Source organism: Kribbella sp. NPDC051952 (assembly GCF_040680855.1).
Taxonomy (GTDB): domain Bacteria; phylum Actinomycetota; class Actinomycetes; order Propionibacteriales; family Kribbellaceae; genus Kribbella.
In genome coordinates this window covers 335015-359731 of sequence record NZ_JBFAXQ010000003.1, presented here as the reverse complement: position 1 = coordinate 359731, position 24717 = coordinate 335015, and the positions used below count along the sequence as shown (strand labels likewise).

The 24717-nt window shown below is 67.4% G+C and carries 26 protein-coding genes and 1 riboswitch; of the genes, 12 read left to right on the top strand and 14 right to left on the bottom strand.

Annotated features, from left to right (window positions below):
- The first annotated feature begins 47 nt into the window (after positions 1–47).
- Positions 48–1247 carry a hypothetical protein gene (locus tag AB0L70_RS08770; protein WP_363681590.1) on the top strand — a complete coding sequence of 400 codons (1200 nt, stop codon included), beginning with the start codon at positions 48–50 and terminating at the stop codon, positions 1245–1247.
- Here AB0L70_RS08770 and AB0L70_RS08765 read toward each other — a convergent pair.
- The 4 genes from AB0L70_RS08765 to AB0L70_RS08750 form a co-directional block, all read right to left on the bottom strand.
- Positions 1161–1649, bottom strand: coding sequence for a GNAT family N-acetyltransferase (locus tag AB0L70_RS08765; protein ID WP_363681588.1), 489 nt, complete (start codon positions 1647–1649; stop codon positions 1161–1163). The two genes, AB0L70_RS08770 and AB0L70_RS08765, sit on opposite strands and share 87 nt — an antisense overlap.
- A gap of 97 nt (positions 1650–1746) precedes the next feature.
- Positions 1747–2838, bottom strand: coding sequence for a serine hydrolase domain-containing protein (locus tag AB0L70_RS08760; RefSeq protein ID WP_363681586.1), 1092 nt, complete (start codon positions 2836–2838; stop codon positions 1747–1749).
- Between the two features lie 83 nt (positions 2839–2921).
- Positions 2922–3551 carry a tyrosine-protein phosphatase gene (locus AB0L70_RS08755; protein ID WP_363681584.1) on the bottom strand — a complete coding sequence of 210 codons (630 nt, stop codon included), beginning with the start codon at positions 3549–3551 and terminating at the stop codon, positions 2922–2924.
- Between the two features lie 11 nt (positions 3552–3562).
- Positions 3563–4549: a sigma-70 family RNA polymerase sigma factor gene (locus tag AB0L70_RS08750; protein ID WP_363681582.1), complete on the bottom strand. Its 987-nt coding sequence runs from the start codon at positions 4547–4549 to the stop codon at positions 3563–3565.
- A 113-nt stretch (positions 4550–4662) separates the two neighbouring features.
- On the opposite strand from AB0L70_RS08750, the gene AB0L70_RS08745 reads away from it, so the two are divergent.
- Complete coding sequence (locus AB0L70_RS08745) at positions 4663–5388, top strand: SDR family NAD(P)-dependent oxidoreductase (RefSeq protein ID WP_363681580.1); 726 nt, start codon at positions 4663–4665, stop codon at positions 5386–5388.
- 48 nt (positions 5389–5436) lie between these two features.
- Here the strand turns inward: AB0L70_RS08745 and AB0L70_RS08740 are convergent, their stop codons facing one another.
- Positions 5437–7029: an alpha/beta hydrolase gene (locus tag AB0L70_RS08740; RefSeq protein WP_363681578.1), complete on the bottom strand. Its 1593-nt coding sequence runs from the start codon at positions 7027–7029 to the stop codon at positions 5437–5439.
- A 250-nt stretch (positions 7030–7279) separates the two neighbouring features.
- Between AB0L70_RS08740 and AB0L70_RS08735 the strand changes: the two genes are divergently transcribed.
- Positions 7280–7573 (top strand): hypothetical protein, encoded by a 294-nt coding sequence (locus tag AB0L70_RS08735; protein ID WP_363681576.1) that lies wholly within the window; start codon positions 7280–7282, stop codon positions 7571–7573.
- Between the two features lie 42 nt (positions 7574–7615).
- Here AB0L70_RS08735 and AB0L70_RS08730 read toward each other — a convergent pair whose 3' ends face one another.
- Positions 7616–9040 carry a DHA2 family efflux MFS transporter permease subunit gene (locus AB0L70_RS08730; RefSeq protein ID WP_363681574.1) on the bottom strand — a complete coding sequence of 475 codons (1425 nt, stop codon included), beginning with the start codon at positions 9038–9040 and terminating at the stop codon, positions 7616–7618.
- 90 nt (positions 9041–9130) lie between these two features.
- Between AB0L70_RS08730 and AB0L70_RS08725 the strand changes: the two genes are divergently transcribed.
- From AB0L70_RS08725 to AB0L70_RS08715, 3 genes are read left to right on the top strand one after another with little or no spacing between them, the layout of a single operon-like run.
- Entirely contained in the window at positions 9131–9799 is a 669-nt protein-coding gene (locus tag AB0L70_RS08725; protein WP_363681572.1) for a TetR/AcrR family transcriptional regulator C-terminal domain-containing protein, read from the top strand.
- A gap of 4 nt (positions 9800–9803) precedes the next feature.
- Positions 9804–10397 carry a GNAT family N-acetyltransferase gene (locus tag AB0L70_RS08720; protein WP_363681570.1) on the top strand — a complete coding sequence of 198 codons (594 nt, stop codon included), beginning with the start codon at positions 9804–9806 and terminating at the stop codon, positions 10395–10397.
- Between the two features lie 51 nt (positions 10398–10448).
- A complete protein-coding gene (locus AB0L70_RS08715; RefSeq protein ID WP_363681568.1) occupies positions 10449–10634 on the top strand; it encodes a YegP family protein in 186 nt (61 codons plus the stop codon).
- A gap of 109 nt (positions 10635–10743) precedes the next feature.
- On the opposite strand, the gene AB0L70_RS08710 is transcribed toward AB0L70_RS08715, so the two are convergent.
- Positions 10744–11106, bottom strand: a complete 363-nt coding sequence (locus AB0L70_RS08710; RefSeq protein WP_363681566.1) for a YciI family protein — start codon at positions 11104–11106, stop codon at positions 10744–10746.
- Between the two features lie 135 nt (positions 11107–11241).
- On the opposite strand from AB0L70_RS08710, the gene AB0L70_RS08705 reads away from it, so the two are divergent.
- Both AB0L70_RS08705 and AB0L70_RS08700 read left to right on the top strand, forming a co-directional pair.
- The gene (locus AB0L70_RS08705; protein WP_363681564.1) at positions 11242–12204 is read left to right on the top strand and encodes a pyridoxal-phosphate dependent enzyme; all 963 of its coding nucleotides are present in this window, start codon (positions 11242–11244) and stop codon (positions 12202–12204) included.
- A 316-nt stretch (positions 12205–12520) separates the two neighbouring features.
- Positions 12521–12713: riboswitch (cyclic di-AMP (ydaO/yuaA leader) on the top strand.
- Entirely contained in the window at positions 12713–13567 is an 855-nt protein-coding gene (locus tag AB0L70_RS08700; RefSeq protein WP_363681562.1) for an NlpC/P60 family protein, read from the top strand. (Overlaps the previous riboswitch by 1 nt.)
- Before the next feature lie 126 nt (positions 13568–13693).
- On the opposite strand, the gene AB0L70_RS08695 is transcribed toward AB0L70_RS08700, so the two are convergent.
- Positions 13694–14350: a response regulator transcription factor gene (locus AB0L70_RS08695; protein ID WP_363681560.1), complete on the bottom strand. Its 657-nt coding sequence runs from the start codon at positions 14348–14350 to the stop codon at positions 13694–13696.
- Positions 14347–15537 (bottom strand): histidine kinase, encoded by a 1191-nt coding sequence (locus tag AB0L70_RS08690; protein WP_363681558.1) that lies wholly within the window; start codon positions 15535–15537, stop codon positions 14347–14349. The genes AB0L70_RS08695 and AB0L70_RS08690 overlap by 4 nt, the downstream gene beginning before the upstream one ends.
- 143 nt (positions 15538–15680) lie before the next feature.
- Between AB0L70_RS08690 and AB0L70_RS08685 the strand changes: the two genes are divergently transcribed.
- The 3 genes from AB0L70_RS08685 to AB0L70_RS08675 all read left to right on the top strand — a co-directional run bounded on the left by AB0L70_RS08685 (position 15681) and on the right by AB0L70_RS08675 (position 17817).
- Positions 15681–16568, top strand: a complete 888-nt coding sequence (locus AB0L70_RS08685; RefSeq protein ID WP_363681556.1) for an ABC transporter ATP-binding protein — start codon at positions 15681–15683, stop codon at positions 16566–16568.
- 32 nt (positions 16569–16600) lie between these two features.
- Entirely contained in the window at positions 16601–17404 is an 804-nt protein-coding gene (locus tag AB0L70_RS08680; RefSeq protein ID WP_363681554.1) for an ABC transporter permease, read from the top strand.
- Between the two features lie 227 nt (positions 17405–17631).
- Positions 17632–17817: a DUF3073 domain-containing protein gene (locus tag AB0L70_RS08675; protein ID WP_130387089.1), complete on the top strand. Its 186-nt coding sequence runs from the start codon at positions 17632–17634 to the stop codon at positions 17815–17817.
- Between the two features lie 152 nt (positions 17818–17969).
- Here AB0L70_RS08675 and purM read toward each other — a convergent pair whose 3' ends face one another.
- Positions 17970–19043, bottom strand: coding sequence for a phosphoribosylformylglycinamidine cyclo-ligase (purM, locus tag AB0L70_RS08670; protein ID WP_363681551.1), 1074 nt, complete (start codon positions 19041–19043; stop codon positions 17970–17972).
- A 33-nt stretch (positions 19044–19076) separates the two neighbouring features.
- On the bottom strand, positions 19077–20639 hold the full coding sequence (gene purF / locus AB0L70_RS08665) for an amidophosphoribosyltransferase (protein ID WP_363681549.1): 1563 nt from the start codon (positions 20637–20639) through the stop codon (positions 19077–19079).
- 374 nt (positions 20640–21013) lie between these two features.
- Between purF and AB0L70_RS08660 the strand changes: the two genes are divergently transcribed.
- A complete protein-coding gene (locus tag AB0L70_RS08660) occupies positions 21014–21889 on the top strand; it encodes a helix-turn-helix transcriptional regulator (RefSeq protein ID WP_363681547.1) in 876 nt (291 codons plus the stop codon).
- A gap of 11 nt (positions 21890–21900) precedes the next feature.
- Here AB0L70_RS08660 and AB0L70_RS08655 read toward each other — a convergent pair whose 3' ends face one another.
- The 3 genes from AB0L70_RS08655 to AB0L70_RS08645 are packed head-to-tail and all read right to left on the bottom strand — an operon-like array spanning position 21901 to position 24694.
- Positions 21901–23271: an NAD(P)(+) transhydrogenase (Re/Si-specific) subunit beta gene (locus AB0L70_RS08655; protein WP_363681545.1), complete on the bottom strand. Its 1371-nt coding sequence runs from the start codon at positions 23269–23271 to the stop codon at positions 21901–21903.
- On the bottom strand, positions 23268–23573 hold the full coding sequence (locus AB0L70_RS08650) for an NAD(P) transhydrogenase subunit alpha (RefSeq protein ID WP_363681542.1): 306 nt from the start codon (positions 23571–23573) through the stop codon (positions 23268–23270). The genes AB0L70_RS08655 and AB0L70_RS08650 overlap by 4 nt, the downstream gene beginning before the upstream one ends.
- Complete coding sequence (locus AB0L70_RS08645; RefSeq protein WP_363681540.1) at positions 23570–24694, bottom strand: NAD(P) transhydrogenase subunit alpha; 1125 nt, start codon at positions 24692–24694, stop codon at positions 23570–23572. The genes AB0L70_RS08650 and AB0L70_RS08645 overlap by 4 nt, the downstream gene beginning before the upstream one ends.
- Positions 24695–24717 lie beyond the last annotated feature (23 nt).

Here is a 24717-nt window from a genome sequence, read left to right as displayed (position 1 = left end):
GCCGCCAACTCAGGCACAACCAGTCCCACGCATCTCTACTCCGCGATGTGTCCGCCACCGTGGTCCCGAAGAGCCGCAGTCGTTTGGACGCGATCGTGGTGCCGACGGCGAGACCGTCGTCCTCGTTGAAGCACGTGATCGCCTTGTCTGCCAGGCTGTCCGTGCCACTCGTCGTACTGTGCAGCAAATACGCACAAGTCGAGCGGGTCGCGGAGCGGGTGGGCAGGACGTTCGGCGCGCGTGCTCTCGTGGTCGAGGTGCCCAGGCACTATCAACTACCGGACGGCCCAGAGCTGACGTCGGCGGAGCGGTTCCGCGAGGCCAGCTTCGACCGTGCCAGTGACCTCAGTGTGAAACGCAATCTCGGTCTGCTGCTGGGCCGGATGCTGGGCTGGAACAGCCTTCTTTTCGTCGACGACGACATCACCCAGTTCAAGCAGTTGCAGATCGAGCGGCTGACGAGCGTCCTCGATCGTCATCCGGTGGCGTCGATGGTCAGCCGGGAGTTCCCTGACAACTCTGTGGTCTGTCATGCGCGGCGTCTGGCCGGCCTCGCTCAGGATGTCTTCGTCAGTGGTGCCTCGCTCGGGGTCAACCTGCGGCACCCGAACCTGTCGTTCTTCCCGGACATCTACAACGAGGACTGGCTGTTCTTCGCGCGGCACGCTGCCGCGCGCTCATTGCCCAAGATCGGCGAGGTCAAGCAGGCGGAGTACCTGCCTTTCTACGACCCTGAGCGTGCAGCGCGGGAGGAGTTCGGGGATCTGCTGGCAGAGGGGCTGTACGCGTTGTTCGAGCGCACGCCCGGCTGGGAGTTCAAGGAGCAATTGGCAGCTGCGGGCCGGAAGGGCCATTGGGAGGACTTTGCGGCCAGTCGCCGCACGATGATCCAGCGGACCATGGATCGCCTGACCCAGGCGGAGTACAGCGTGGACAACCGCACGGTGCTCGATGCGGAAGAGTCGCTCCGCAAGGCCAGGAAGCAGGCACAGGGCATCACGCCCGAGCTCTGTGTCGACTTCATCGAGAGCTGGCAGGAGGACGAGCTCCACTGGCAGCGGGTGCTCGGGCGCTACACCTCGGTGCTCAGCGAGCCTGACGCCCTGAGCGAGCTCGGGCTGGAGAAATGGATCTCGTACGGGTACGGCGCCGAGGTCAGGTCAGCCGGACCGTGGAGCGATCCAGAACCCGAGGCGGAGCTCCCGGCGGCCGGTGCCGTCCTCGAGGGGCTGGCTCTCCAGGGTTGAGCGGAAACCCAGGCGTTCGTACACCCGGCGCCCCAGCAGGTTGTCGTCCAGGACCCAGACGAGCCAGGTCCGGACGCTCGGCTCCATCTCCATCAGGTGCCTCAGCATCGCGCGCAGAACGCCCGTACGTCGATGTCTCGGATCGACCCAGACCGATTCGATGTGCCGCTCGTCCGGCGCACGATCCTCGACCCGCCTTGCCGCGGCCAGGCCGATCGTTCGATCACCAAGCCGCGCCACGACCCATTGGACGTTGACGAATCGCTCTCGCCAGCCTGTCTCTGTTCGTGCGGCTTCTGACTCGTAGTCCGAGATGTAGGCGGCTGGGGAATCCTTGAGGGCTCGGAGCAGGAGTTCTCGCAGCACCTGCCATTCGTCGGTGCCGAGCGTCGCGAGTTCCAACGTCCCGAGCCCCCTCCCCGCAGCGCCTGGCCTCCCCTCCCAGTCTGACCGTTCCGCAGCAGTGCCAAACGGTCAGACTGAGGTGTGTGGATCTCGGTCAGTTGCAGATTGCTTGGTTTATGACTGCGTCGACGGCGGCGTCGGGGTTGTTGATGAAGTTCGGGGTGACTGCGACCGTGATCTGCTTGCGGGTGTCCTCGGTGGAGTACGAGTACGCCTGGTACGAAAGGGCATCGCCGTCGTTGCCGTAGACGGGGATGTGGCACGACGTGTCGTGCCAGGACAGGCCCAGACCGTAGGTGCTCTCCTCGATGCCCGGCTTCTTCATCTCCTTGAGCAACCGGGCCGGCAGGAGGTGTCCGCCGAGGAGTGCGTCGAAGAATCGGTTCAGGTCCGAAGCCGTCGAGATCATGTCACCACCGGCGCCGAACAGCGTCGGGTTCATGTCGGTGTAGTCGATGATCCCGGCGTCGGTCGGCAGATATCCATGCATGTGCGCGCCGCGGATCCACGGCGACGTCCGCGGCATCGTCGTACCGCTCAATCCCAGCGGCCTGATCAGCCGGCGCTCGACCTCATCGGAGTACGAGTGACCGGTGACCTTCTTGATGATCTCGCCGACGAGGAGGTAGTTGGTGTTCGAGTACGAGTATCCCTTGCCTGGCTCGAAATCCGGCTTATGTGCGAGCGCCGGCGCCATCAGTTCGGCCGGCGTCAACGTCCGCCACCGAAGATCGAGGAACTCCGGTGAGCCCGGTCGGGGCAGGGTGAGGCGGTAGTCGAACAGACCGCTGGTGTGGTTGAGCAACTCGCGCACGCTGATGTTCTGACCGTTCGGCACCACGCCCGGCAGCCAGTGCTCGACCGAGTCGTCCAGCCGCAACTTCCCCTCGGCCACGAGTTGCAAGACAACCGTCGCCACGAAGGTCTTGGTGACACTCCCGACCCTGAACTGCCCCCGAATCGGCACCGGCTGCGATGTCTCTCGTACAGCGACTCCGCTACCGCCACGCCAGACCCGATGCCCGTCCCGCACCTCCGCCACGGCCCCGACCGCACTGGTCGCCGTCACCCCGTCCAGCTTCTCCTGCAATGCCCCGCGATCCGACCCGGCAAAAGCCACGCCCGGCACCACCCCAACCACGGCCGCCGTCACTACAGCAACCAAACCCCGCGCCGCCAACTTCATTCCAACTCCGATCCCCAGTGTCGTTTCCTCAACCCTCACGAAGTCGAGCCACGAACACATCGGGGTATTCCCCCGGGCACCCACTAAGACGTCATGCGGGATCTCAGGGACGCGAGCTGGGCCGCGGTTGCGCCGGATGCCTGCAGGTAGCGGGCAGTTCCGCCGTACCGGGTCTGCAGATGGGTGAGGATGCGGAGGATGGTCTCGGGTCGGGGTGGGTCCGACTCGTAGGTGGTGGTGGCGTAGTCGCTGGCGATGACCTCGAGCGGTACGCCGACAACGTCGAGGGCCAGCGCTATTACGAGACCCGTGCGGTCTTTGCCGGCGTGACAGTTGACGACAACGCACCCAGGAGGGGCGTCCGCAATAGCGCCGATGGCCGTTGCGAACCGGTCCGAGCGATCGTCGATGAGGACGAGGTACTGCTCGAACAGATCCGGACCATCCGGATCGTCGGGATCGGTCAGCGGGACGTTGAGCCAGCGATCGTCGGCGGCGAAGGGCGACGGGAACTTCGCGCACTCCCACGCACTACGGACGTCGACGAACCGACTGATGCCGGCGGCATCGACCGCAGCCAGCCCGGCGTCGTCCAGCTGATCGAGGTTGTCGCTGCGGATTAGCGCCCCCGCACGCACCTGCCCGCCGTCGGCCAACGGCGTTCCACCGAGGTCTCGGACATTACGGCAGCCAGGCCACGTCAGCGCAGTCATAACGAACCAAACTAATCCAGGGTGCGGGGCAGACCGAAGTACGGCGCCAACGTGGTCTCGAAATGGATGATCTCGTCGACACGGCCGGCCGAGATGCCGATGACGAGGATGCCGATGATGTGCTGGATGCCCGTGACCGGATCGCGCAGGTACTCACCCCACGCCGGCTGTCCGTTGGCCCGGGTCGGGACCACGTTGACGATCTGCTGGCGGTGGGCCTCGATGGCGGTGAAGAAGCGGCGGATCGCCTCGGTTCCCCTGTATTCAAAGGGAAGCGGGGGCATCCGCACCCAGGCATCATCGGTCATCAAGGCGAGCACAGCCTCGACATCCTGACTGGAGAAGGCCGTGACGAAACGGTCCACGAGAGCACGCTCCTCGGGTCCGTCCGCAGTGCGACTCGTCGTGTCCGTCGCGTCCATCGTCACCCGAGCCCGCTTGAGTGCACTGTTGACAGCGTCCTCACTCAACCCCAGCAACTCAGCAGCCTCCCGAGCCCGATACCCCAGTACGTCGCGCAGAAGCAGGACCGCCCGTTGATTCGGCGGCAACAGCTGTACGGCGGTCACGAACGCGAGCGAGATCGCCTCCCGCGTCTCGTACCGCGCCTCGGGTCCCGGCGCCTGATCGGGCAGTCCGTCGAGCAGCAGATCGGGATACGGCTGCAACCACAGCACCTCACCCAGCCTCGACGGCTCCGGCGGCGGGACCGGGAGCGGGGTCGCCGCAACAGGCCGGCGCGCAGAAGATCGCAGTACGTTGAGGCAACGGTTGGTCGCGATCCGATAGAGCCAGGTGCGCACCGAAGCCCGGCCCTCGAATCCGGCCAGCCCAACCCATGCCGAGAGCAACGTTTCCTGCAGCGCGTCCTCCGCGTCCTGCAACGACCCGAGCATCCGGTAACAGTGCACCTGCAGCTCGCGCCGATGTGGGTCGACCAGTTCCGCGAAGGCCTCTCGGTCTCCGGCCCGAGCGCGCTGCAGCAATTCGTCCGCCATGACTCCCCTTTCGTCCTTGATGCTGACACCGCCCGCCGACAAAACTGGTCGCCGCCCAGTTTTCCGATCCCGTCGTGTCTGTCCCTCGGTAAGCCCAAGACCGAAGGAGCAAGATGTCGAACGACCCCATCGCAGGCCGGTCCGTCCTGATCACCGGCGCCAACCGAGGCATCGGCCAGGCCCTGGTCGAGGAGGCACTCCGACGCGGCGCCTCCCGCGTGTACGCCGGTATGCGCAAGCCGCTCGATCACCCGGACGAGCGCGTCACCACACTGCCCCTCGACGTCACCGACGAAGCCCAGATCCAGAGCGCCGCCGAGAGCGTCGACGCCCTGGACATGCTGATCAACAACGCCGGCCTGATGCTGTACGACGACCTCGGCGACCGCACCGTGATCGAACAGCACCTGGCCGTCAATCTGTTCGGCCCACTCGCCACCACCACCGCCTTCACCCCGCACCTGATCCAATCGCAGGGCGCGGTCGTGAACATCTCGTCGGTGGCGGCCCTCGCGAGCGTGCCGACGAATCCGGCGTACTCGATCTCCAAGGCGGCCGCGTTCTCACTCACCCAGGCACAGCGGGCGATCCTGTCGCTGCAGGGCGTCCGGGTGTACGCCGTGCTGGCTGGGCCGGTTGATACCGAGATGTCGAAGGACATCCCGATAGCGAAGGCGTCACCGGCGTCGGTTGCGCACGCGATCTTCGACGGCCTGGCGGCTGGGGACGAGGAGATCTTCCCTGACCCGCTCTCGGCACCGCTGGAGCCGGGCTGGACCAGCGGCGCGATCAAGGCCATCCAGCGTAAGAACGCCGCACTGCTCACAGCCGCACGCTGACAAAGAGCACTCCGCCTGCTCACAAAGGCGGAGTGCTCTTGGCAATGCTCAGCGAGGAGACAGGGCAACCCGCAAAGCAGAGGTGCCTGTTGTGCTCGCGGACTTGGCAGCGGTCGCGGCCGCCGGTTCGGGTGCGGGCACCGGATCGCACTGCACGTCGGAGCGGTTGCCTGGTCGGCGCGCGGGAAGCGCACCGGTTTGCAGGTAGGCCGCAATGCGATCGTCAGTACAGGTAACACCCGACAGGGAGCCGGCGTGGGTAGTCCCGCCGACACCCTCGATCAGGACCGAGTGCGGGAAGGTCTTGCGGGTCTGTAGCGCCCCCGAGTACGGCGTGGCCGGGTCGAGAGTCTCGTTGATCAGCAAGGCGCTCTTGACCTTGCTGCCGTCCACCTTCACCGGGCGACCGGCCTTCGCCGGCCAGTACACGCAGGGCGCGTTGAACCAGGTGTTGTTCCAGGCCAGGAACGGCGCCTTGACGTACGTACGCCAGGTGTCGCGCCGCCACGTGTTCCAGTTGCTCGGCATCGGCGCGTCGGTGCACGTCACGCCGAGGTAGACGGCGTACTCGTTGTCGTCGAACGGCGGACCGCCGTACAGGTCGACCAGCGGGGCGGCATCACGGTCGTGCACCCACGCGGCGAACGCGTTGGCCACATCGACCCAGCCGTACACGTAGTACGCCGCCTGCGTGAAGACGTCGTTCCACTCGTCCGGGCCGATCTTGCCGCCGGCCGGGTGGCCGATCAGCTTGTGCATCTCGGCGTAGTACCGCAGCTCGACGATTGCCTCGGTCTTGCCGAGGTGCCAGGTCGAGTCGTGGGCGGCGACGTACTGGAAGAACACCTTCACGCTCTTGTTGAACGCGATGTCCTGGTCGAAGTTGGCGCCGTACCAGACCCGGCGTGCGTCCACGACACCGTCGAAGACTGCGCGGCGCAGCTTGCTCGGGTACAGCGTTCCGTACACCTGACCGAGGTAGGTGCCGAACGAGAATCCGTAGAAGTTGATCTGCGGTGCGCCGAGAGCCTTGCGAATGCTCTCCATGTCATGCACCGAGTCGATGGTCTTCAGGTGGCTGAGCAGTGCGTGCTGGTCGGCGTCACAAGCCTTCGCGTAGGCCTTGGACCGCTTGAGCCACGTCTGCTCGAGCTTCTGGGTGACCGGCACATAGAACGGCCGGTTGTAGCCGGCGTAGTCAGGGATACAGCTCAAGGCCGGCTTGCTCTCGCCGACACCCCGCGGGTCGAATCCGATCCAGTCGTAGGAGTCACCAGCCCCATTCGGGACGAAGTCACCGAAGATCGCGTAGATCAGTCCGGACCCACCCGGCCCACCCGGATTCACCAGCATCGGCCCCTGCGCCTGCGCGTCGGGCGTCTTGTGCTTGACCCGCGAAACCGCAAGCTGGATCTTCGCCCCATTCGGACGGTCGTAGTCCAGCGGTACGACGACATACCCGCACTGTGCCCCCGCACTCACCAACCGCGGAACGTCACACGCCCCCCACTGCACAGGCGGCGGCGTATACCCACTAGATGCCGGTCGAGCCGGCGCAGCAGTAGCCAAAGGCACCGAAACCACCCCCGCAACCAACGCGGACGAAACGGTCGCGGCAACCACCAATCGACGAATCCTCATCGGGCCTCCCTCACCCTTCGCATCCTCAACCCGCACCCCATCCAGAGCAAGACCAAACCCCACCCGCACGGGGAAACCGTCGAGTCTCGTGCACTCATGGGACACTCGGGCGCATGCTCGCAGGTGCTCTCGGTGACGCCTTGATTCGGGCGTACGGCGTGCGTCCGGTCGATGTGGTGCGGATTCAGGCGGGTACGGCGACGGTCAACTATCGGGTCGCTGATGCGAGCTGGTCGAGGCGTCGCCGCCGATGTCGTTGTGGGAGTACGTCGACGACGCCGAGACCGCTGAGGGCGGGCTCACCGGCGCCCGGTGGGAAGCCGCCGGCGCCGTACTCGGCCGGCTCCATCGCCGGCTCGCCGAGCATCCGACCGCCTCCCCCAGCCCGAACCTGCTCCTGCGTGGCGACCAAATTGCCGCAGTGGCGTCGACCTACCCGCTGACCGAGCCACTCGACGACCCGAGCGCCGTCGACGAATCGCTCCAGATCTACGCCCGGGCTCGCCATGAGGCCGCGCTGATCCTGCTCGATCACCTCAGCTGAGAAGCCCCGGCCAATGTGTCCGGGGCTTCTCAGAACGAAGAATCAGGCTGCGGCTGTTGCTTCGGCTAGTTGTTCTGGGGTGGGCTGCAGCTGGGGGGTGACCAGGGTTAGGAGGACGTTGGCTACTGAGAAGAGGGCGGCTACCAGGAGGCCGCGTTCGAAGCCGGACTGTAGGGCTGCTTGCTGGCTGGCGCCGTGTGTCAGTTCGCTCGTGGTGTGAGAGATAGAGAGCGTGGTGACGATCGCCAGGCCCAGCGCTCCACCGACCTGGTACATGGCGTTGACGACACCGGACGCGGCACCAGCCTCAGCGGGCCGGACTTCGGAGACCGCGTTGATCTGACCGGGAACGCCGACCCCGAGGATGCCGAACCCGAAGATGATGAGGCCCGGCAGAAGCTGCGACACATAGCTTCCGGTCGCATCCCCCTGCGAGAGCAGGAGCAGACCGACAACACTCAGTACGGCGCCACCCAGCTGCACTGTCCGAGTACCAAGGCGCTGCACGAGCTGTGAGGCCAGGACCGCGCCGAGGATCGCCGCACCGCCCATCGGCAGGAAGTGCACACCCGCCTCGAGCGCGCTGTCCCCGCGGACCTGCTGCAGGTAGATAGCAGTCAGAAAGAACATGGAGAGGAACGCAGCACCGTTCAGACCGAGCGCTGCACCCGAAACACTCAAGGCACGCGACCGGAACAGCCGCATCGGTACCAGCGGAGCAGCAGACCGCCGCTCGACCACGATGAACGCACTCAGCAGGACCACTCCGGCAACCAGTACGCCGATAACCTCAGCCGATCCCCATCCCGACGGCTCCGACCGCACGACGCCGTACACGATCGCCATCAGGCCCGCCGTACCGAGCACTGCGCCCAGGGTGTCGAACGTACGCCGACCAGTCGAGTGCCGTACGTCGCGAACGAACACCGGGACCACGGCAACCAGTGCGATCACGATCGGCACGTTGACGAAGAACACCCACTGCCAGCTGAGTGAATCGACCAGTACGCCGCCGGCGACCACACCGAGCGTCCCACCGAGACCTGCGAGACCACCCCACACGCCCATGGCGATGTTCCGCTCCCGGCCGTGCGCGAACGTCATTGTCAGGATCGCCAGCGCGGCGGGTGACAACAGTGCACCACCAAGACCCTGTACGGCGCGTGCACCGATGAGGAACTCCGGTGAGTTGGACAGCCCCGCCACGAGCGACGTCACGCCGAACAGGACCAGGCCGGCCACGAACACGCGCCGCGGCCCGAGCAGGTCGGCCATCCGGCCACCGAGGAGCAGGAAGCCGCCGAAGAGCAGCGTGTAGGCGTTGATCACCCACTGCAGGGAATCGGCGGAGAAGTTCAGGTCCGCCTGGATGTTGGGCAGCGCGACGTTCACGATCGTCACGTCGAGCACCACGATGAACTGCGCCAGGGCCAGCACCGCCAGGGTGGCCCAAGGACTGCGTCGCATGTCTACCTCGCTGGAAGAAGAGTCTACGCCGTATGTATACGTCGTAAGCTTACGTAGTAGACGGTAAGTCTACGGTGTAAACTTGTCAACGTGATCACCAAAGAGACCGCCCGCCGCCTGGATCCGGAGAAGGTCGTCGACAGCGCGCTGGCCATCGCGGACGAGGAGGGTCCGGCCGCCGTCACGTTCCGGCGGCTGGCCGCTCAGCACGAGGTCACGCCGATGGCGCTGTACCGGCATTTCAAGGACAAGGACGACCTGCTGGCCGCGCTCGGGGACCGCTTGCTGGCCGACGTCGTGCTGCCGGAGCGGACCGACGAGCCGTGGGACAAGCAGCTGCACAAGGTGCTGACCGCGTTCGTGACCGCGCTACGCGGGCACCCGCGACTGGCCGACCTCACCCTGTTCCGCATCCTGGTGTCCGAGGCCGGACTGGACATGGCCGAGCGGACGATGGAACTGCTGACCGAGGGCGGGTTCTCGGTCGACGACGCGGCCGAGGTGGGCCGGCAGTCGATCTGCACGCTGATCACGCTGGTGACCACGGATCCGATCACCCGGGAAGCCAATGACCCGGACACGCGCGAGGATTCGTTGCGGATGAAGCGTGCGGCGCTCGGCGCCCTCCCACCGCGGAAGTACCCGCTGATCACCGCCGCTGCGGACACCCTGGTCTGTCCGTCGTCGAACGACCGCTACTACACCTTGGGGATCGAACTGGTCGTCGCCGGCATCTGCGGCGTACTGGACAAGGAGTAGCGGCTTGGCAATCAGCGTCATCACCTATCTGCAGCAGCACAGCCCGGACGAGCTCGTTCCAGCGAAGGAGCAGCCGGTAGAGGTCAGACTGGTCGAAGAGGTCTCCCCAGAGTTCGCGCGGTACTTCTATACCGCTGTCGGCGGGCACTGGCACTGGATCGGCAAGCTCGGCTGGAACTGGGACCAGTGGGTCGAGTGGCTGAGCCGGCCCGGCTTCGAGACGTACGTGCCGTGGGTGGGCGGTGTGCCGGCCGGTTACATCGCCATACGCGGCCTGAACGACGAGGTGGAGATCGAGAACTTCGGACTGCTGCGCGGGTTCATCGGCCGCGGCATCGGCGGTCACCTGCTGACAGTCGGCCTACGGAACGCGTGGACCCTCCACGAGCGTCACGCCGGCGTGGACCCGATCACCCGGGTCTGGGTGAACACGAACACCCTCGACGGGCCTGCCGCCCTCAAGAACTACCAGGCGCGCGGATTGACGCCGTACAAGACAGTGGAAGAGGAGCGGCCCGACGGGGACGGCCCGCCACCCGGGCCGTGGCCTGGCTGGTCCGGCCCACCCGGCGTGGTGCGCGAGGTCCCGGCGGGCTGACGGCGCTACGCTCCGAAGCGCAGTCATACCAATCCAGGTGGAGGTATACCGATGGCGGGGAAGTTCGAGCTGTACAAGGACAAGTCCGGCGAGTTCCGGTTCCGGCTGAAGGCCGGGAACGGCGAAGTGATCGCGACCAGCAGCGAGAGCTACAAGACGAAGGCCGCGGCCGAGAACGGCATCGAGTCGATCAAGAAGAACGCGCCCGACGCGAAGGTCGACGACCAGACTGACTGATACCTCAGCAAAACAAGGGGTTCTCCACACCTGTGGAGAACCCCTTCTGCTTGTCAGAACCCGTCAGAACAGTCAGGACCGTCAGAGGCCGTCAGAACAGTCGGGACCGTCAGAGGCCGTCGGAGAACTCCACCGGCCGGACCTCGACGCCGAGCCCTTCGATACCCGCGTCGGGGATCATCGCGGCCAGCTCGTAGGCGCGCTCCGGAGTGGCCGCCTCGATCAGGTAGTAGCCGCCGAGGAACTCCTTCGACTCCACGAACGGCCCGTCCGTCACCGCCGGTACGCCGTTGCGGACCTTCACCACCGCACTCTGGTCCGGCAGCTTCAGCGCGACCGTGCTGTGGAACTCGCCCGACGCCTTGATCGTCTCCATGAACTTCCCGTGGCCGGCGCCGATGGCCTGCTGCTCCGCCTCGCTCAGCGCGGCCAGCACGTCGGGGTTGATGTTGAGGACCAGCAGGTACTTCATTTGATGTCTCCTTCGCCCGGGGTGCCCGGTGTGGGCGCCTCTCGTCCATCAGTACGGAGCCGCCCGGGCGATCTTGACATCGCGCCGAAGCAGATCGCACCGAAGCAGATCGCGCCGAGCAGATAACGTCAGCTCATGGCAGAGCTGAGTCTCACAGACGTCCGGTCCGCCGCGGACCGCATCGCCGGCGTCGCGCACCGTACGCCGGTGCTCACGTCACGGACCCTGGACGAGCGGGTCGGCGCGAAGGTCTTCCTCAAGGCGGAGAACTTCCAGCGGATCGGTGCGTTCAAGTTCCGCGGCGCTTTCAACGCGATCAGCCGGCTCACCCCGGAACAGCTCGGGTACGGCGTCGCGGCCTACTCCTCGGGTAATCACGCCCAGGCCGTCGCCCTGGCCGCCCGGATCGCCGGCACGAAGGCAGTCATCCTGATGCCGTCGGATGCTCCACCGACGAAGCTCGCCGCCACCCGCGGGTACGGCGCCGAGGTGGTCAGCTACGACCGCTACACCCAGGACCGGGCCGCGCTGGCCAAGGAGCTGGCGACCGAGCGGGGGCTCACACTGATTCCGCCGTACGACCATTACGACGTGATGGCCGGGCAGGGCACGGTCGCGCTGGAGCTGATCGAGGAGGTCGGCCATCTCGGGGCATTGCTGGTCCCGGTCGGGGGCGGCGGGCTGATGGCCGGCTGCGCAACGGCGGCGACGCTGATGTCGCCGGGGATCCGGATGATTGGCGTCGAGCCGGCCGCCGGGGACGACCACGCCCGGTCGCTGGCCGCGGGCGAGCGGGTGGAGATCGACGTACCCCGGACGATCGCGGACGGACAAGCGATCTCCACGCCCGGCGAGCTGACCTTCGGGGTGAACCGGCGGCTGGTGGAGAGCTTCGAGCTGGTCAGCGACGAGGAGATCCTGACCGCGATGGCGTTCGCGTTCGAGCGGCTGAAGATCGTGCTCGAGCCGAGTGGGGCGTGCGCACTGGCGGCACTGCTGGCCGGACGGATCCACGGGCTGCCCGAGCGCGTGGGAGTCGTCCTGTCGGGCGGGAACGTCGGCCTGGAACGCTTCCGCGAGCTGGTCGGAACCAGCTGAATCCACCGCGCCTTCGGGGCGCTCCGAGTGCGCACTGAGTGCGCTACAAGTGCGCCCGGAATGCGCCCTGAATACCCACTGTGCCGACTGTCACAGAAAGCAATCTTCAAATGTGACCGGCGTCACATCAGAACGCTGCTCTGCCGCCTGCGCCCCGCTCAGACGCGCTCAGGACACCTGGTGTTCACCCCAGGCCCTTGACCCGTCAGAGAGCCCTCCAGGGCCTTTTGGGAGGGTCCCTGTGGATCTGAGGGTTTGCGTCGTGATCGTTCTGTTATACAGTCGTCGGCGGTTCGGTAAATAACCACGAACCGCAGTCGGGTCAACGCCGAGTCCTGCCAAGGCCCGCCTGCTCCCCTCGAACAACTTTGGCAGGAGTGGGGGACCCAGGAAGTTGGGCTTCGACCGTGAGTGGTCGAAACCCTGGGGTGAAGTCCGCGGGAGCGGACCGGGCTATGAATCCCAGCCCGAACCCGACAGCTAACTTCACAGGCGTCGGGAGACAACCATGCCCGTCACTGCCCGGCGGACGTCGCTTTCGCGCGCCGTCAGCCACAGCGAGTCCAGTACCTCCCGGCCTACCGGCCGGACCCTGGCGAAGCACCGCAAGACCACCAAGCCCGCTACCCCGCGGGCCGCGGCGGCCGTCCTCTCGGTCGGCCTCGCCGTCGGAGGTGGCGCCGCACTGAGCGTCGCCACGACGCCGGCCACCGCCTCGGCGACGACCATGACGGCAGCGCAGGCGCGCGGCCACATGAGCATCCCGAGCCGGCCGCTACTCCGGTTCCGCGACTCCGGCCCGACCGTCAAGTACGTGCAGAAGGCTCTGCACCTGGGTCCGGACGGTTACTTCGGCAACAGCACCGTCCGCGTGCTGAAGAAGTTCCAGACCTCGTGGGGTCTGCGCGCGACCGGCTATATGGACAAGAACACCTGGGGCCGGCTCACCTGGGCCGCCAAGCACAAGGTGCTCTACGGGAACCGCGGCGTCGCCGCGAGCTCCGGCACCACCACCTTCCGCGCCAAGGTGCTGAAGGAAGCGGCGAAGCTCAAGGGCACGCCGTACCGGTACGGCGGCACCACCACCCGTGGGTTCGACTGCTCCGGCTACACCGGCTACGTCTACAAGAAGGCCGGCAAGAAGCTGCCCCGTACGGCGCGGTCGCAGTACAGCGCGACCAAGCACATCACCCGTAAGACCGCCAAGCCCGGCGATCTCGTGTTCTTCAAGAGCGGTGGCGGCGGCGTGTACCACGTCGGCATCTACGCCGGCGGGAACATGTTGTGGCACGCCTCGAAGCCGGGTCGTCCGGTCGCCAAGGCGAAGATCTGGACCAGCAGCGTGGCCTTCGGCCGCGTCTGAGTCCTACCGGTGAGCGCCCGTCCCAGGGCGCGCCGGTTCGTCAGCGGTCTCTCCCCCCAGGCTCGCTGACTCAGAAACCGGCCCGGGCCGTCGTCCCCACCCCTCCGACGGCCCCGGGTCGGTTTCTCATGCGTCCAGGAGGCCCGCTTCGTAGGCCAGGATCGCGACCTGCACGCGGTTGGTCGCATCGAGCTTCACCAGCGCGCGGGACACGTGCGCCTTCACGGTCGCCTCGCTCATGAACAGCGCTTTGCCGATGTCGGAGTTCTGCAGCCCGCGGCCGACCGCGACAAGGACCTCCTTCTCCCGGTCGGTGAGCTTGCTGATCCGCTCCTGCGCCAGCCGCCGCCGGTCTGCCCGCGGGTCCGCGGCGAAGTGCCCGATCAGCCGCCGGGTCACCGCCGGTGACAGCATCGCGTCCCCGGCCGCCACGACCTTGATCGCCTGCACCAACTCGCGCGGTGGCGTGTCCTTCAGCAGGAACCCACTCGCGCCCGCCTGCAGCGCCCGGAACACGTAGTCGTCCAGGTCGAACGTCGTCAGTACGACGATCTTCGGCGGATCGGGCAACGCCTGCACCTCACGGGTGGCGGCGAGGCCGTCGAGCCGGGGCATCCGGATGTCCATCAGTACGACGTCCGGCCGATGCTCCTTCACCTTGGCCGCGGCCTCGGCGCCGTCATCGGCCTCGGCGACCACCTCGAGCTCCTCGTCGGACTCCAGGATCATCTTCAGCCCGGCCCGCACCAGCGCCTCGTCGTCCACGATCAGCAGCCGGGTCATAGTTCCCCTTCATCCACGAACACAGGCTCGGCGGTTCGCCGATTTTCTTCCCAGGGCAGCCAGGCTTCGACCTGCCAGCCGCCTTCCGCCGTCGGCCCGGTCGTCAGCCGGCCACCGACCAGCTGCACACGCTCCCGCAGGCCGACCAGCCCGGCGCCTGCACCTGGGAGCAATGAACCAGCAGCCACCGGCCGCACGTTCGTCACCGTGACCGTCACGCCGTCACCCCGGGCGCCGTGCACCCTGACCTCGGTCGATGCTCCGCGCGCATGCTTGTGCACGTTCGTCAGTGACTCCTGGACGACGCGGTAGATGGTCCGCCCGAGCGAGACGGGTACGTCGTCAGGCAGCACGAACTCGCCCGCCACGGTCACCCCGGCATCCCGCGAGGCCGTGACCAGTCGCTCGAGATCCGCGGCCTGCGGTACGGGCGCCAGGTCGGCCCCGTCGACACTGACATCAGAACGCAGTACGCCGAGAACCTCGCGCAGGTCCTCCATCGCCTGCCGCGCGGTCTCCCGGATCAGCTTGGCCGACCCCTCGACCTTGTCGGGACCGACGGCCGGGTTCACCTCGAGTCCACCGGCGTGCAGGGCGATCAGCGAGACCTTGTGCGCGAGCACGTCGTGCATCTCCTGGGCGATCCGGGCCCGTTCACCAAGCCGGGCCTGCTCGCTGCGCAACTCCCGCTCCGCCTCGGCCCGCTCGGCCCGGTCTCGCAGCGACACCATCAGATCGCGCCGGGCCCCGATATAGGCACCGATCGCGACCCAGGTCCCGATCAGGAACGGCCCGGTGAACACGGTGACCCAGAACTGTCCGTCACTGGTCAGGACCGTGCTGAGGATGTAGGCGACGTACGCGGACAGGCTGAGGGCGGCGAGGACGAGGTCGCGGCGACGGATCGCCAGGGTCAGTAGCGCGAGGCCCATCGGGACGAAGATGGTTGCGGACAGCAACGCCAGGACGGTGATCACGGTGACGGTCACCGGGAAGCGCCGGCGCCAGAACAGGACGAGCGACGCGACCACACCGGCGCCCAGGATCCACCAGTCCTTCGGGCCCCAGCCGTTGCCGGTGGCCGCCTGGGCGACAATGCTGAGCAGGCTGAAAGCGACGTACAGGACGTCGCGCAGGCGCGGGGCATGCCTGACCCACCAGGCGTACCACCGGCGCAATCGTCGCATTCTGTCAGCGTAGTTGGACGATGGACGCGATCACGTCCCCCTTGCGGTTAGGTTCGGGGGTCCTCCCTGACGACTTTCGTAGGGGGTCGGAGCAGCCGGTCGTCCGATGTGCGACCGGGGTCGGTGACGGTTGACTCGTTGTCATGATCACCGTCGAGAATCTGACCAAGCGTTACGGCGGCACCACGGCCGTCTCCGATGTCTCCTTCACCGTCCAGCCCGGCAGCATCACCGGCTTCCTCGGCCCGAACGGCGCCGGCAAGTCGACCACGCTGCGGATGCTGACGGGCCTCACGCCGCCCACCTCCGGCACCGCGACCATCACCGGCAAGCGGTACGCCGACCTGCCGAACCCGGGCCGGGTCGTCGGAGTCATGCTGGACGCCGCCGCGCAGCACCCGGGCCGGACCGGCCGGGAGACGCTGCTGCTGAACGCCAGCCTGCTCGGTGTCCCGAAGAGCCGCGCCGACGAGATGCTCGAGGCCGTCGGCCTCACCCCGGCCGCGAAGCGCCGGGTCGGGCAGTACTCGCTCGGCATGCGGCAGCGGCTCGGTATCGCCAGCGCGCTGCTCGGCGATCCCGCCGTACTGATCCTGGACGAGCCGGCCAACGGCATGGACCCGGAAGGCATCCGGTGGATGCGCGGCCTGCTGCAGGACTTCGCGTCCCGCGGCGGCACCGTGATCCTGTCCAGCCATCTGCTGGGTGAGGTGCAGGCCACGGTCGACCGCCTGGTCGTCATCGGTGGCGGCCGGATCGTCGCCGACGGTTCGCTCGACGAACTGCTGGCCGGGACCGGCACGTTGGTCCGAGGCCTCGACCCGATCGGCCTGAACCAGGTCCTGACCGCGGCCGGCCTCGACCTCGAGCCACTCGCCGACGGCTCGCTGCGCGTCGACGCCACCGCCGAGCAGGTCGGCCGCGCCGCCGCGGCCGCCGGCCAGATTCTGCTCGAACTCCGCGAGAGCGACGGCGCCGGCCTGGAGGACCTGTTCTTCCAGCTCACCAGCCCGACCGCCGCAGCGGCCTGATCACCCCTACAGACTTCCAGGAGCACATCCTCATGACCGTCACAGACATCGCACCGGCCGCGCCGGCCAAGCACCGGGCCGAGGTGGCGACCGCATTGCCGCCCGCCCGCGGGCAGTCCTTCCTGAAACTCGTCACCATCGAACTGCGCAAGTCCCTGAACACCCGCAGCGGCCGGGTCCTGATCGCGGCGATCCTGTTGCTCGCGGCCGCCGCCATCGCCTGGCAGGGCACCCACCTGCCGAAGCAGGGGGCCGGCTTCGACGGCTTCCTCGGCGCCGCCTCCACGGGCGTCATGCTGCTCCTGCCCGTCATCGGCGTGATGGCGATGACGAGTGAGTGGACCCAGCGGACCGCGCTGACCACGTTCACGCTGTCGCCGCGCCGGATCCGGGTCCAGTTCGCCAAGTTCGCCTCCGCGATCGTGCTGAGCGTCGTCGTGATGACCGGAGTCGTCGCACTCGCTTTCGCCGGTACGGCGCTGACCGGCGTACTCGCCGATCGGTCCATGTCGTACGCCGACCTCGGCGGACAGCTCGCCGGGGCCTACCTGACCGTCGCGCTGAACGTGGTGATGGCAGCCGCCTTCGGTGCCGTGATCGCCCAGACCGCGGTTGCGATCCTGGTCTTCTTCATCGCTCCGACCGCCTGGTCGCTGGCCGGGCCGGCGTTGTTCAAGGACAACGCGAACTACCTGGACGTGTTCGGCGCACTCGGCCGGATCGCGGAGCGTGACCTGCACGGGATGGTGCCCGAGACGCTGACCGCGGTCGGGGTCTGGATCGTCCTGCCGACCATCGTCGGACTGTGGGCAAGCTCACGTCGCGAGGTCAAGTAACCCTGATCAGATCGGGGCTGGACGCGGTGGGGTGGACCGGTTTGAGGGGACCGGTCCACCCCGTCGGACCCGTTCGGCACGGTGATCGGACCTCTCGACGTTCCACCCAGGGGGCCGGTGCGTGTGTCGATCCTCTGCTCCGGGTATCCTTTAACCACGATTACTGACGACTGATCCGTGGGCGCCACGCTGCGTACCCGGTTGACTTGTGCGAGGGGGTCGACGCTATGGGGCGCGGCCGTGCAAAGGCCAAGCAGACGAAGGTCGCTCGCGACCTGAAGTACCGCACCTGGGACACCGACTTGGATCAGCTCAAGCGTGAGCTGTCCGGTGACCAGGGTGGCGACCGTTCTGCGAACGGCGAGAACGACGGCGACGGAGACGACGCCGACGACTACCACCCCCGTCGGTAAGCAACACCAGCTCGGCTGACTGCTCAGCACTCCCCTGGAGTGCCTGAGCAGTTGACTGTGCGCCCGACGAGCTCCACCACACCAGTGCCGCCGATACGCTGAAGCCTGCCCAGTTCAGGTGGCTGGGCAGGCTTCTGCTGCGAGGCTCTGGACTACTTGGCGTAGTCGCCGTCGAGGACGACCGTGCCGCCGGCCGTGTTGGTGACCTCACCGCAGACCCATGCGGGGATGTCTCGGGCTGCGAGCGCCGCGATCGCCGCGTCGGCGGCAGACGGATCGAGTACGGCGACCATGCCCGCGCCCATGTTCAGCGTCTTCTCCAGCTCCGGCAGCGCGACATCGCCGAGCAGGCCGACGAGACCGAAGATCGGTGCCGGCGTCCAGGTCGAGCGGTCGATCCGGACCGACAGTTCGTTCGGGATGACGCGAGCCAGGTTCGCCGCGAACCCACCGCCGGTGATGTGCGACATCGCGTGCAGCGGCCGGCCGTCGTCGCCGTTCAGCTCCTGGATCAGCTCCAGGCAGTGCTTGGCGTAGACCCGGGTCGGCGTCAGCAGCACCTCGCCCAGCGTCGTGCCGAGCTCCGGCACCTCGCGGTCGAGCGTCCACCTGGCCCGCTCGAAGAACACGTGCCGGACCAGGGAGTACCCGTTCGAGTGCAGGCCCGACGAGGCCATCGCCACGACGACGTCTCCCGCGCGGACCCGGTCCGAGCCGAGCACCTCGTCGGCCTCGACCACACCGGTCGCGGCGCCGGCGACGTCGTACTCGTCCGCCTCCAGCAGGCCTGGGTGTTCCGCGGTCTCTCCGCCGACGAGCGCCGTACCGGCCTCGACGCAGGCCTCGGCGATGCCCTTCACGATCTGCGCGATCGTCTCCGGGACCACCTTGCCGGTGCAGATGTAGTCGGTCATGAACAGCGGCTCGGCACCGCAGACGACCAGGTCGTCGACGACCATCCCGACCAGGTCGAACCCGATCGTGTCGTGCTTGTCCAGCTTCTGCGCGATCGCGACCTTGGTCCCGATCCCGTCCGTCGAGGTCGCCAGCAGCGGCCGCCGGTACGACGTCAGCGCGGTCGCGTCGAACAGCCCGGCGAACCCGCCGAGCCCGCCGACGACCTCCGGGCGGGTCGCCTTGGCCACCCACTCCTTCATCAGCTCGACGGCCCGGTCTCCGGCCTCGATGTCGACTCCGGCGGCGGCATAGCTGGCGCCTTCGGTCACGTTCTTCTCCCTATGTACGACGTACGCCGGTGACTACGGCCGGCTGAGCGCATCCGCGGCGCCTGCACCGCCGGAGACCGTGGCCAGGCCGTCGACGTCGGTGCTCATCGGCTCCTCGAGCAGGTGCTTGCCGAGCAGCTCCGGATCCGGCAGCTCGACCGGGTAGATCCCGTCGAAGCAGGCCCGGCAGAGCCGGTCCTTCGGCACCGTGGTCGCATCGATCAGGCCGTCCAGGCTGATGTAGCCGAGCGAGTCGGCGCCGAGCGAGCGGCAGATCTCCTCGGTGTTCAGGCCGTTGGCGATCAGCTCGGCGCGGCTGGCGAAGTCGATGCCGTAGAAGCACGGCCACTTCACCGGCGGGGCGGTGATCCGGACGTGGATCTCCTTGGCGCCCGCCTCCCGCAGCATCCGGATCACCGCACGCTGGGTGTTGCCGCGCACGATCGTGTCGTCGACCACGACCAGACGTTTGCCCTCGATGACCTCACGCAGTGGGTTCAGCTTGAGCCGGATCCCGAGCTGGCGGATGGTCTGGCTCGGCTGGATGAAGGTGCGGCCGACGTACGCGTTCTTGACCAGGCCCGACCCGTACGGGATGCCGGACTCTTCGGCGTACCCGATAGCTCCGGGCGTGCCGGACTCGGGAGTCGCGATGACCAGGTCGGCGTCGGCCGGGTACTCACGAGCGAGCCGGCGGCCGATCTCGACGCGGGTGGAGTAGATCCGCTGGCCGGAGATCTGGGTGTCCGGACGGGCCAGGTAGACGAACTCGAACAGGCAGCCCTTCGGGTCCGGCTCGGCGAACTTGGTCGAGCGGAGCCCGTCGGCGTCGACCGCGACGATCTCGCCCGGCTCGACCTCACGGATGAACGAGGCGCCGACGATGTCGAGGGCCGCGGTCTCACTGGCGATCACCCAGCCGCGCTCCAGCCGGCCCAGCACCAACGGACGGATGCCTTGCGGGTCGCGAGCGGCGTACAGAGTGTTCTCGTCCATGAAGATCAGGCTGTAGGCGCCCTTGACCTTCGGCAGCACCTTCGCCGCGGCCTCTTCGATGGTGAGCTCCGGGTAGCCGGCCAGCATCGAGGTGAGGATGTCGGTGTCCGACGAGGCGCTGTGCTTGGCGTTCGCCCTCGCGTGCTCGACCTCGACGTTCAGGCCGAGATCGAGCTCGCCCTCACCGCTCAGACTGGCGGCCAGTTCACCGGTGTTGGTCAGGTTGCCGTTGTGACCGAGCGCGATCGACCCGGTCGCGGTGGACCGGAAGGTCGGCTGCGCGTTCGCCCAGACGCTCGACCCGGTGGTCGAGTAGCGGCAGTGACCGATGGCGATATGTCCTCGCAGTGACGCGAGGGTCGCCTCGTCGAAGGCCTGGCTGACCAGGCCCATGTCCTTGTAGACCAGAATCTGCGAGCCGTTGCTGACCGCGATCCCGGCCGACTCCTGCCCCCGGTGCTGCAGGGCGTAGAGACCGAAATAGGTGAGCTTGGCAACCTCTTCGCCTGGTGCCCAGACCCCGAACACCCCGCAGGCATCCTGCGGTCCAAGGTCCTGCGGATCCAATTCATGAGTCAGCCGACCATCGCCACGAGCCACACCCGCAGTCTACGGGACGTCCAACCCGGCCCGGACCAACGTCTACCAGCAGGTCATACCGATGCAGCCGGGCTGACTACCGGACGCAAGTGAAGCGGACGCGGGCAGGCTGGCCACTGTCGCGAGGAACAGGACGGCACCGACTACCGCCAGTAACTTCTTGATCACAACTACCCCTTCAGAAATAATCCGGAACCACCTATTGAGTGCTCTTTGTCGACGCGCTCTGTATATGGTCGGTTCCGACAACTCTGGGGAGAAGGATCGTGCTCGAGCCGCTTGGTGTGGATGAAGCCACCTTTGCGGTTTACCACGCCCTCCTCAGCCATCCAGACAGTACGCCGGAGCAGATTGCCGCGCTAGTAAATTGCTCGGTGCCCGAAGTCGAAGCGCTGATGGCCACGCTCCGCAAGCTCGAACTGCTCGTCCCGACCTGGACGAATCCCGAGTCCGAGCACGCCGTCCATCCCCGGGTGGGCCTCACCGGTCTGGCCGAGCGGCGCCGCACCGAGTTGACCAAGTTGCTCGGTGAGCTCAAGGAGGCCGAGGCGTCGGCCGAGGTGGTCGCCGAGCAGTACAACGAACTCCTCACCGCGCGTAGCAGCGGAGACGTCGAGGTGATCAAGGGCCGGGCGAATGCTTCTCGTCGCATCGAGGAGCTCGCGTCCAAGGCTCGCGAGACCTTCTGGGGTCTCGTCCCCGCGCATGTCGACGACGTCGTCCAGCCGGCCGACCAGTCACCGGACTTCGGCCTCCTCGGCCGCGGCCTGAGGATGCGGACGGTCTACCTCCAGAGCATGACCGCCTCCAAGCAGGCCCTCGACTACGCGGCGACGATCCATCGGCTCGGTGGCGAGGTCCGGTCGACGCCGACGCTCCCGATGCGGCTGCTCATCCTCGATCACGAGATCGCGATCATGCCGATGGACCCCAACAGCCCGACCGCCGGCGCGGTCATCCACCGCACCCCCGCGGTGGTCTCGGTGGCTCTGGCTCTCTTCGACGCCTACTGGGCCCGCGCCTCGGAGATGTTCGACCCCGACGACCGCGACGACGACACTCCGCTGACGCCGCACGAGGCTGAGGTGTTGCGGCTGCTCGCCGGTGGCGCCAAGGACGAGCAGGTGGCCCGGCTGCTGGGGATCTCCTTGCGCACAGCCCGGCGGATCACCGCGAATCTCTCCGAACGCCTCGACGCCGCCAGCCGGTTCGAGCTCGGCGTGGCGGCGGCGAAACGCGGCTGGGTCTGAAAGCCCTTAGTTCACACGGTTTTCAGGGCGCCGAGGAGTTTGGTGAGGGACTCCCGGGCGTCGCCGAAGAGCAGGGTGGTCTTCGGGTCGTAGAGGAGCTCGTTCTCGATGCCGGCGAAGCCCGGGCGCATGGAGCGCTTCAGGAAGATGACTCGCTGCGCCTCGTCGGCGTTCAGGATCGGCATGCCGTAGATGGGCGCGCTCGGCGTCGTCCGGGCGGCCGGGTTCACGACATCGTTGGCGCCGACAACCAGTACGACGTCCGTCGTCTTGAAGTCGCCGTTGATGTCGTCCATCTCGCGAAGCTGCTCGTACGGGACCTGGGCCTCGGCGAGCAGCACGTTCATGTGGCCGGGCATGCGGCCCGCGACCGGGTGGATCGCGTAGTCGACCTTCACGCCGCGGCTCTGCAACTCGTCGACCAGGTCGCGCAGCGTGTGCTGGGCCTGGGCGACCGCGAGGCCGTAGCCGGGAACGATGATGACCCGGTTGGCGTACCCGAGCAGGATCGCGACATCCTCCGGGCCACCGGAGATCACCGGCCGCTCGGACGCCGTACCGCCACCGAGCGTCGATCCACCGCGAACCGCGCCGAAGAGGATGTTGAAGACGGAGCGGCCCATCGCGTCGGCCATCAGCTTGGTCAGCAACGTACCCGCCGCGCCGACCAGGGTGCCCGCGATCAGCAGCAGCGTGTTGCCGAGCACGTAACCGCCGGCGGCCACGGTCAGGCCGGTGAACGCGTTCAGCAGCGAGATGACGATCGGTACGTCGGCCCCGCCCACCGGCAGCACCAGCATCACACCGATCGCGAGACCGACCAGGCAGAGCAGTACGCCGACCCACACGCGCGGGTCCGAGACCAGCCAGACCGACAGCGCGATGCCACCCAGGATCGACGCGATGAAGAGCACCGGCAGACCGGGGAACGTCACCGGCCGCGTGGTCATCAGCTCCTGCAGCTTGGCGAACGTCACCACCGAGCCCGAGAAACTGATCGCCCCGACCAGCACGGTGAACGCGGTCGCGATCGCGGCGATGGTCTCACCGTCGCGTACCTCGCCGAGCTCCATCAGTGCGACCAGCGCGGCCGCGCCACCGCCGACACCGTTGAACAAGGCAACGAGCTGCGGCATGTGCGTCATCTGCACCCGCCGCGACCCGATCACACCGCCGATCGTGCCGATCACCAGCGCGATCAGGATCGGCGCCAGGTGGTCCGGCTTGTACGCCGCGAACGTGATGATCACCGCGAGTACCGCACCGGCGGCACCGAGCAGGTTGCCGGTCCGGGCGCTGCGTGGCGACGACAATGCCTTCAGCGCGACGATGAAACAGACCGCGGCAACCAGATAGCCGATCTGGGCCCAGGTGGGGATCACTTGTGCAGCTCCTTCTTGCGAGCCCCCGGACCTTTGAACATCTCGAGCATCCGGTCGGTGACGACGAAGCCGCCGACCATGTTGACCGTTGCCAGTACGACGGCCAGCAGTCCGACGATCACCACCAGCGTCGACTCGGCCTGGCCGGTGACGATGATGGCGCCGACCAGGATGACGCCGTGGATCGCGTTCGCGCCGGACATCAGCGGGGTGTGCAGGGTCGAGGAGACCTTGCTGATCACCTCCACGCCGACGAATGCCGCCAGTACGAAGATCGTCAGCAGCGCGATGGACTCGCTCACGGGGCCTGTCCTTCCAGAAGTTCGCGGGTGGGCTCGTGGAGGACGCTGCCGTCGTGGGTGACGCAGCAGCCGCGGACGATCTCGTCGTTGAAGTCCGGGTCGAAGGCCGCGTTGCGGGTCATCAGCCGGATCAGGTTGGTGATGTTCTGGCCGTAGAGCCGGCTGGCCGGTCCGGCCATCTGGCTCGCGACGTTCGCGCCACCCCAGACCAGCGCGCTGCCGATGGTCAACTCGGTGCCGGCCACGGATCCCTCGACGTTGCCGCCCTGCTCGGAAGCGAGGTCGACGACGACCGATCCGGGCTTCATCTGCTCGACCATGGACCGCGACACCAGCATCGGCGCGGACCGGCCGGGTACGGCGGCTGTCGTGATCAGGGCGTCCGCGGCGGCGATGTACGGCGTGAGCAGCTCACGCTGGAGCTGGGAGCGTTCGGGCGTCATCTCCCGGGCGTATCCACCAGGACCGTCCAGCGTGCCGAGCTCGAGCTCGATCGGTACGGCGCCCATCGACGCGATCTCCTCGGCTGCCGCCGTACGGACGTCGTACGCCTTGACGACCGCGCCGAGGCGCTTGCAGGTCGCGATCGCCTGTAGTCCGGCCACGCCGGCGCCGAGGACGACGACCTGGGCCGGCGGGACGGTGCCGGCCGCGGTCATGTTCAGCGGGAAGAACCGTGGCAGCCGTTCGGCCGCGACAATCGCGGCGCGGTAGCCGGCGACCAGGGCCTGGGAGGAGAGCGCGTCCATCGACTGGGCCCGGGAGATCCGCGGGATCAGCTCCATCGCGAAAGCGGTCAGCTTGGCGCGGGTTGCGGTCCGGACCGCATCCGGCGGATTGGTCGGCAGGAACGACATCAGCGCCGTACCGGCGTGCAACCGCTGCAGGCGCTCGCGCTCGAGCGGCTGCACCGACGCCACGATCGTGGCCGCGTGGTCGGCACCCCAGGCCACCTCGGCACCGGCGTCGCGGTACTGGTCGTCGGAGAACAAGGCCCGCTCGCCCGCGGCCGGCTCGACCGCCACGTCATAACCGAGCTCGATGAGTTTCGCGACTTGTTCCGGCACCAGCGCGACCCGGCGCTCGGCCGGTCTGGTCTCCCGTACGACTGCGATCTTCACTCGCCGAAACCTATGCCAAACAC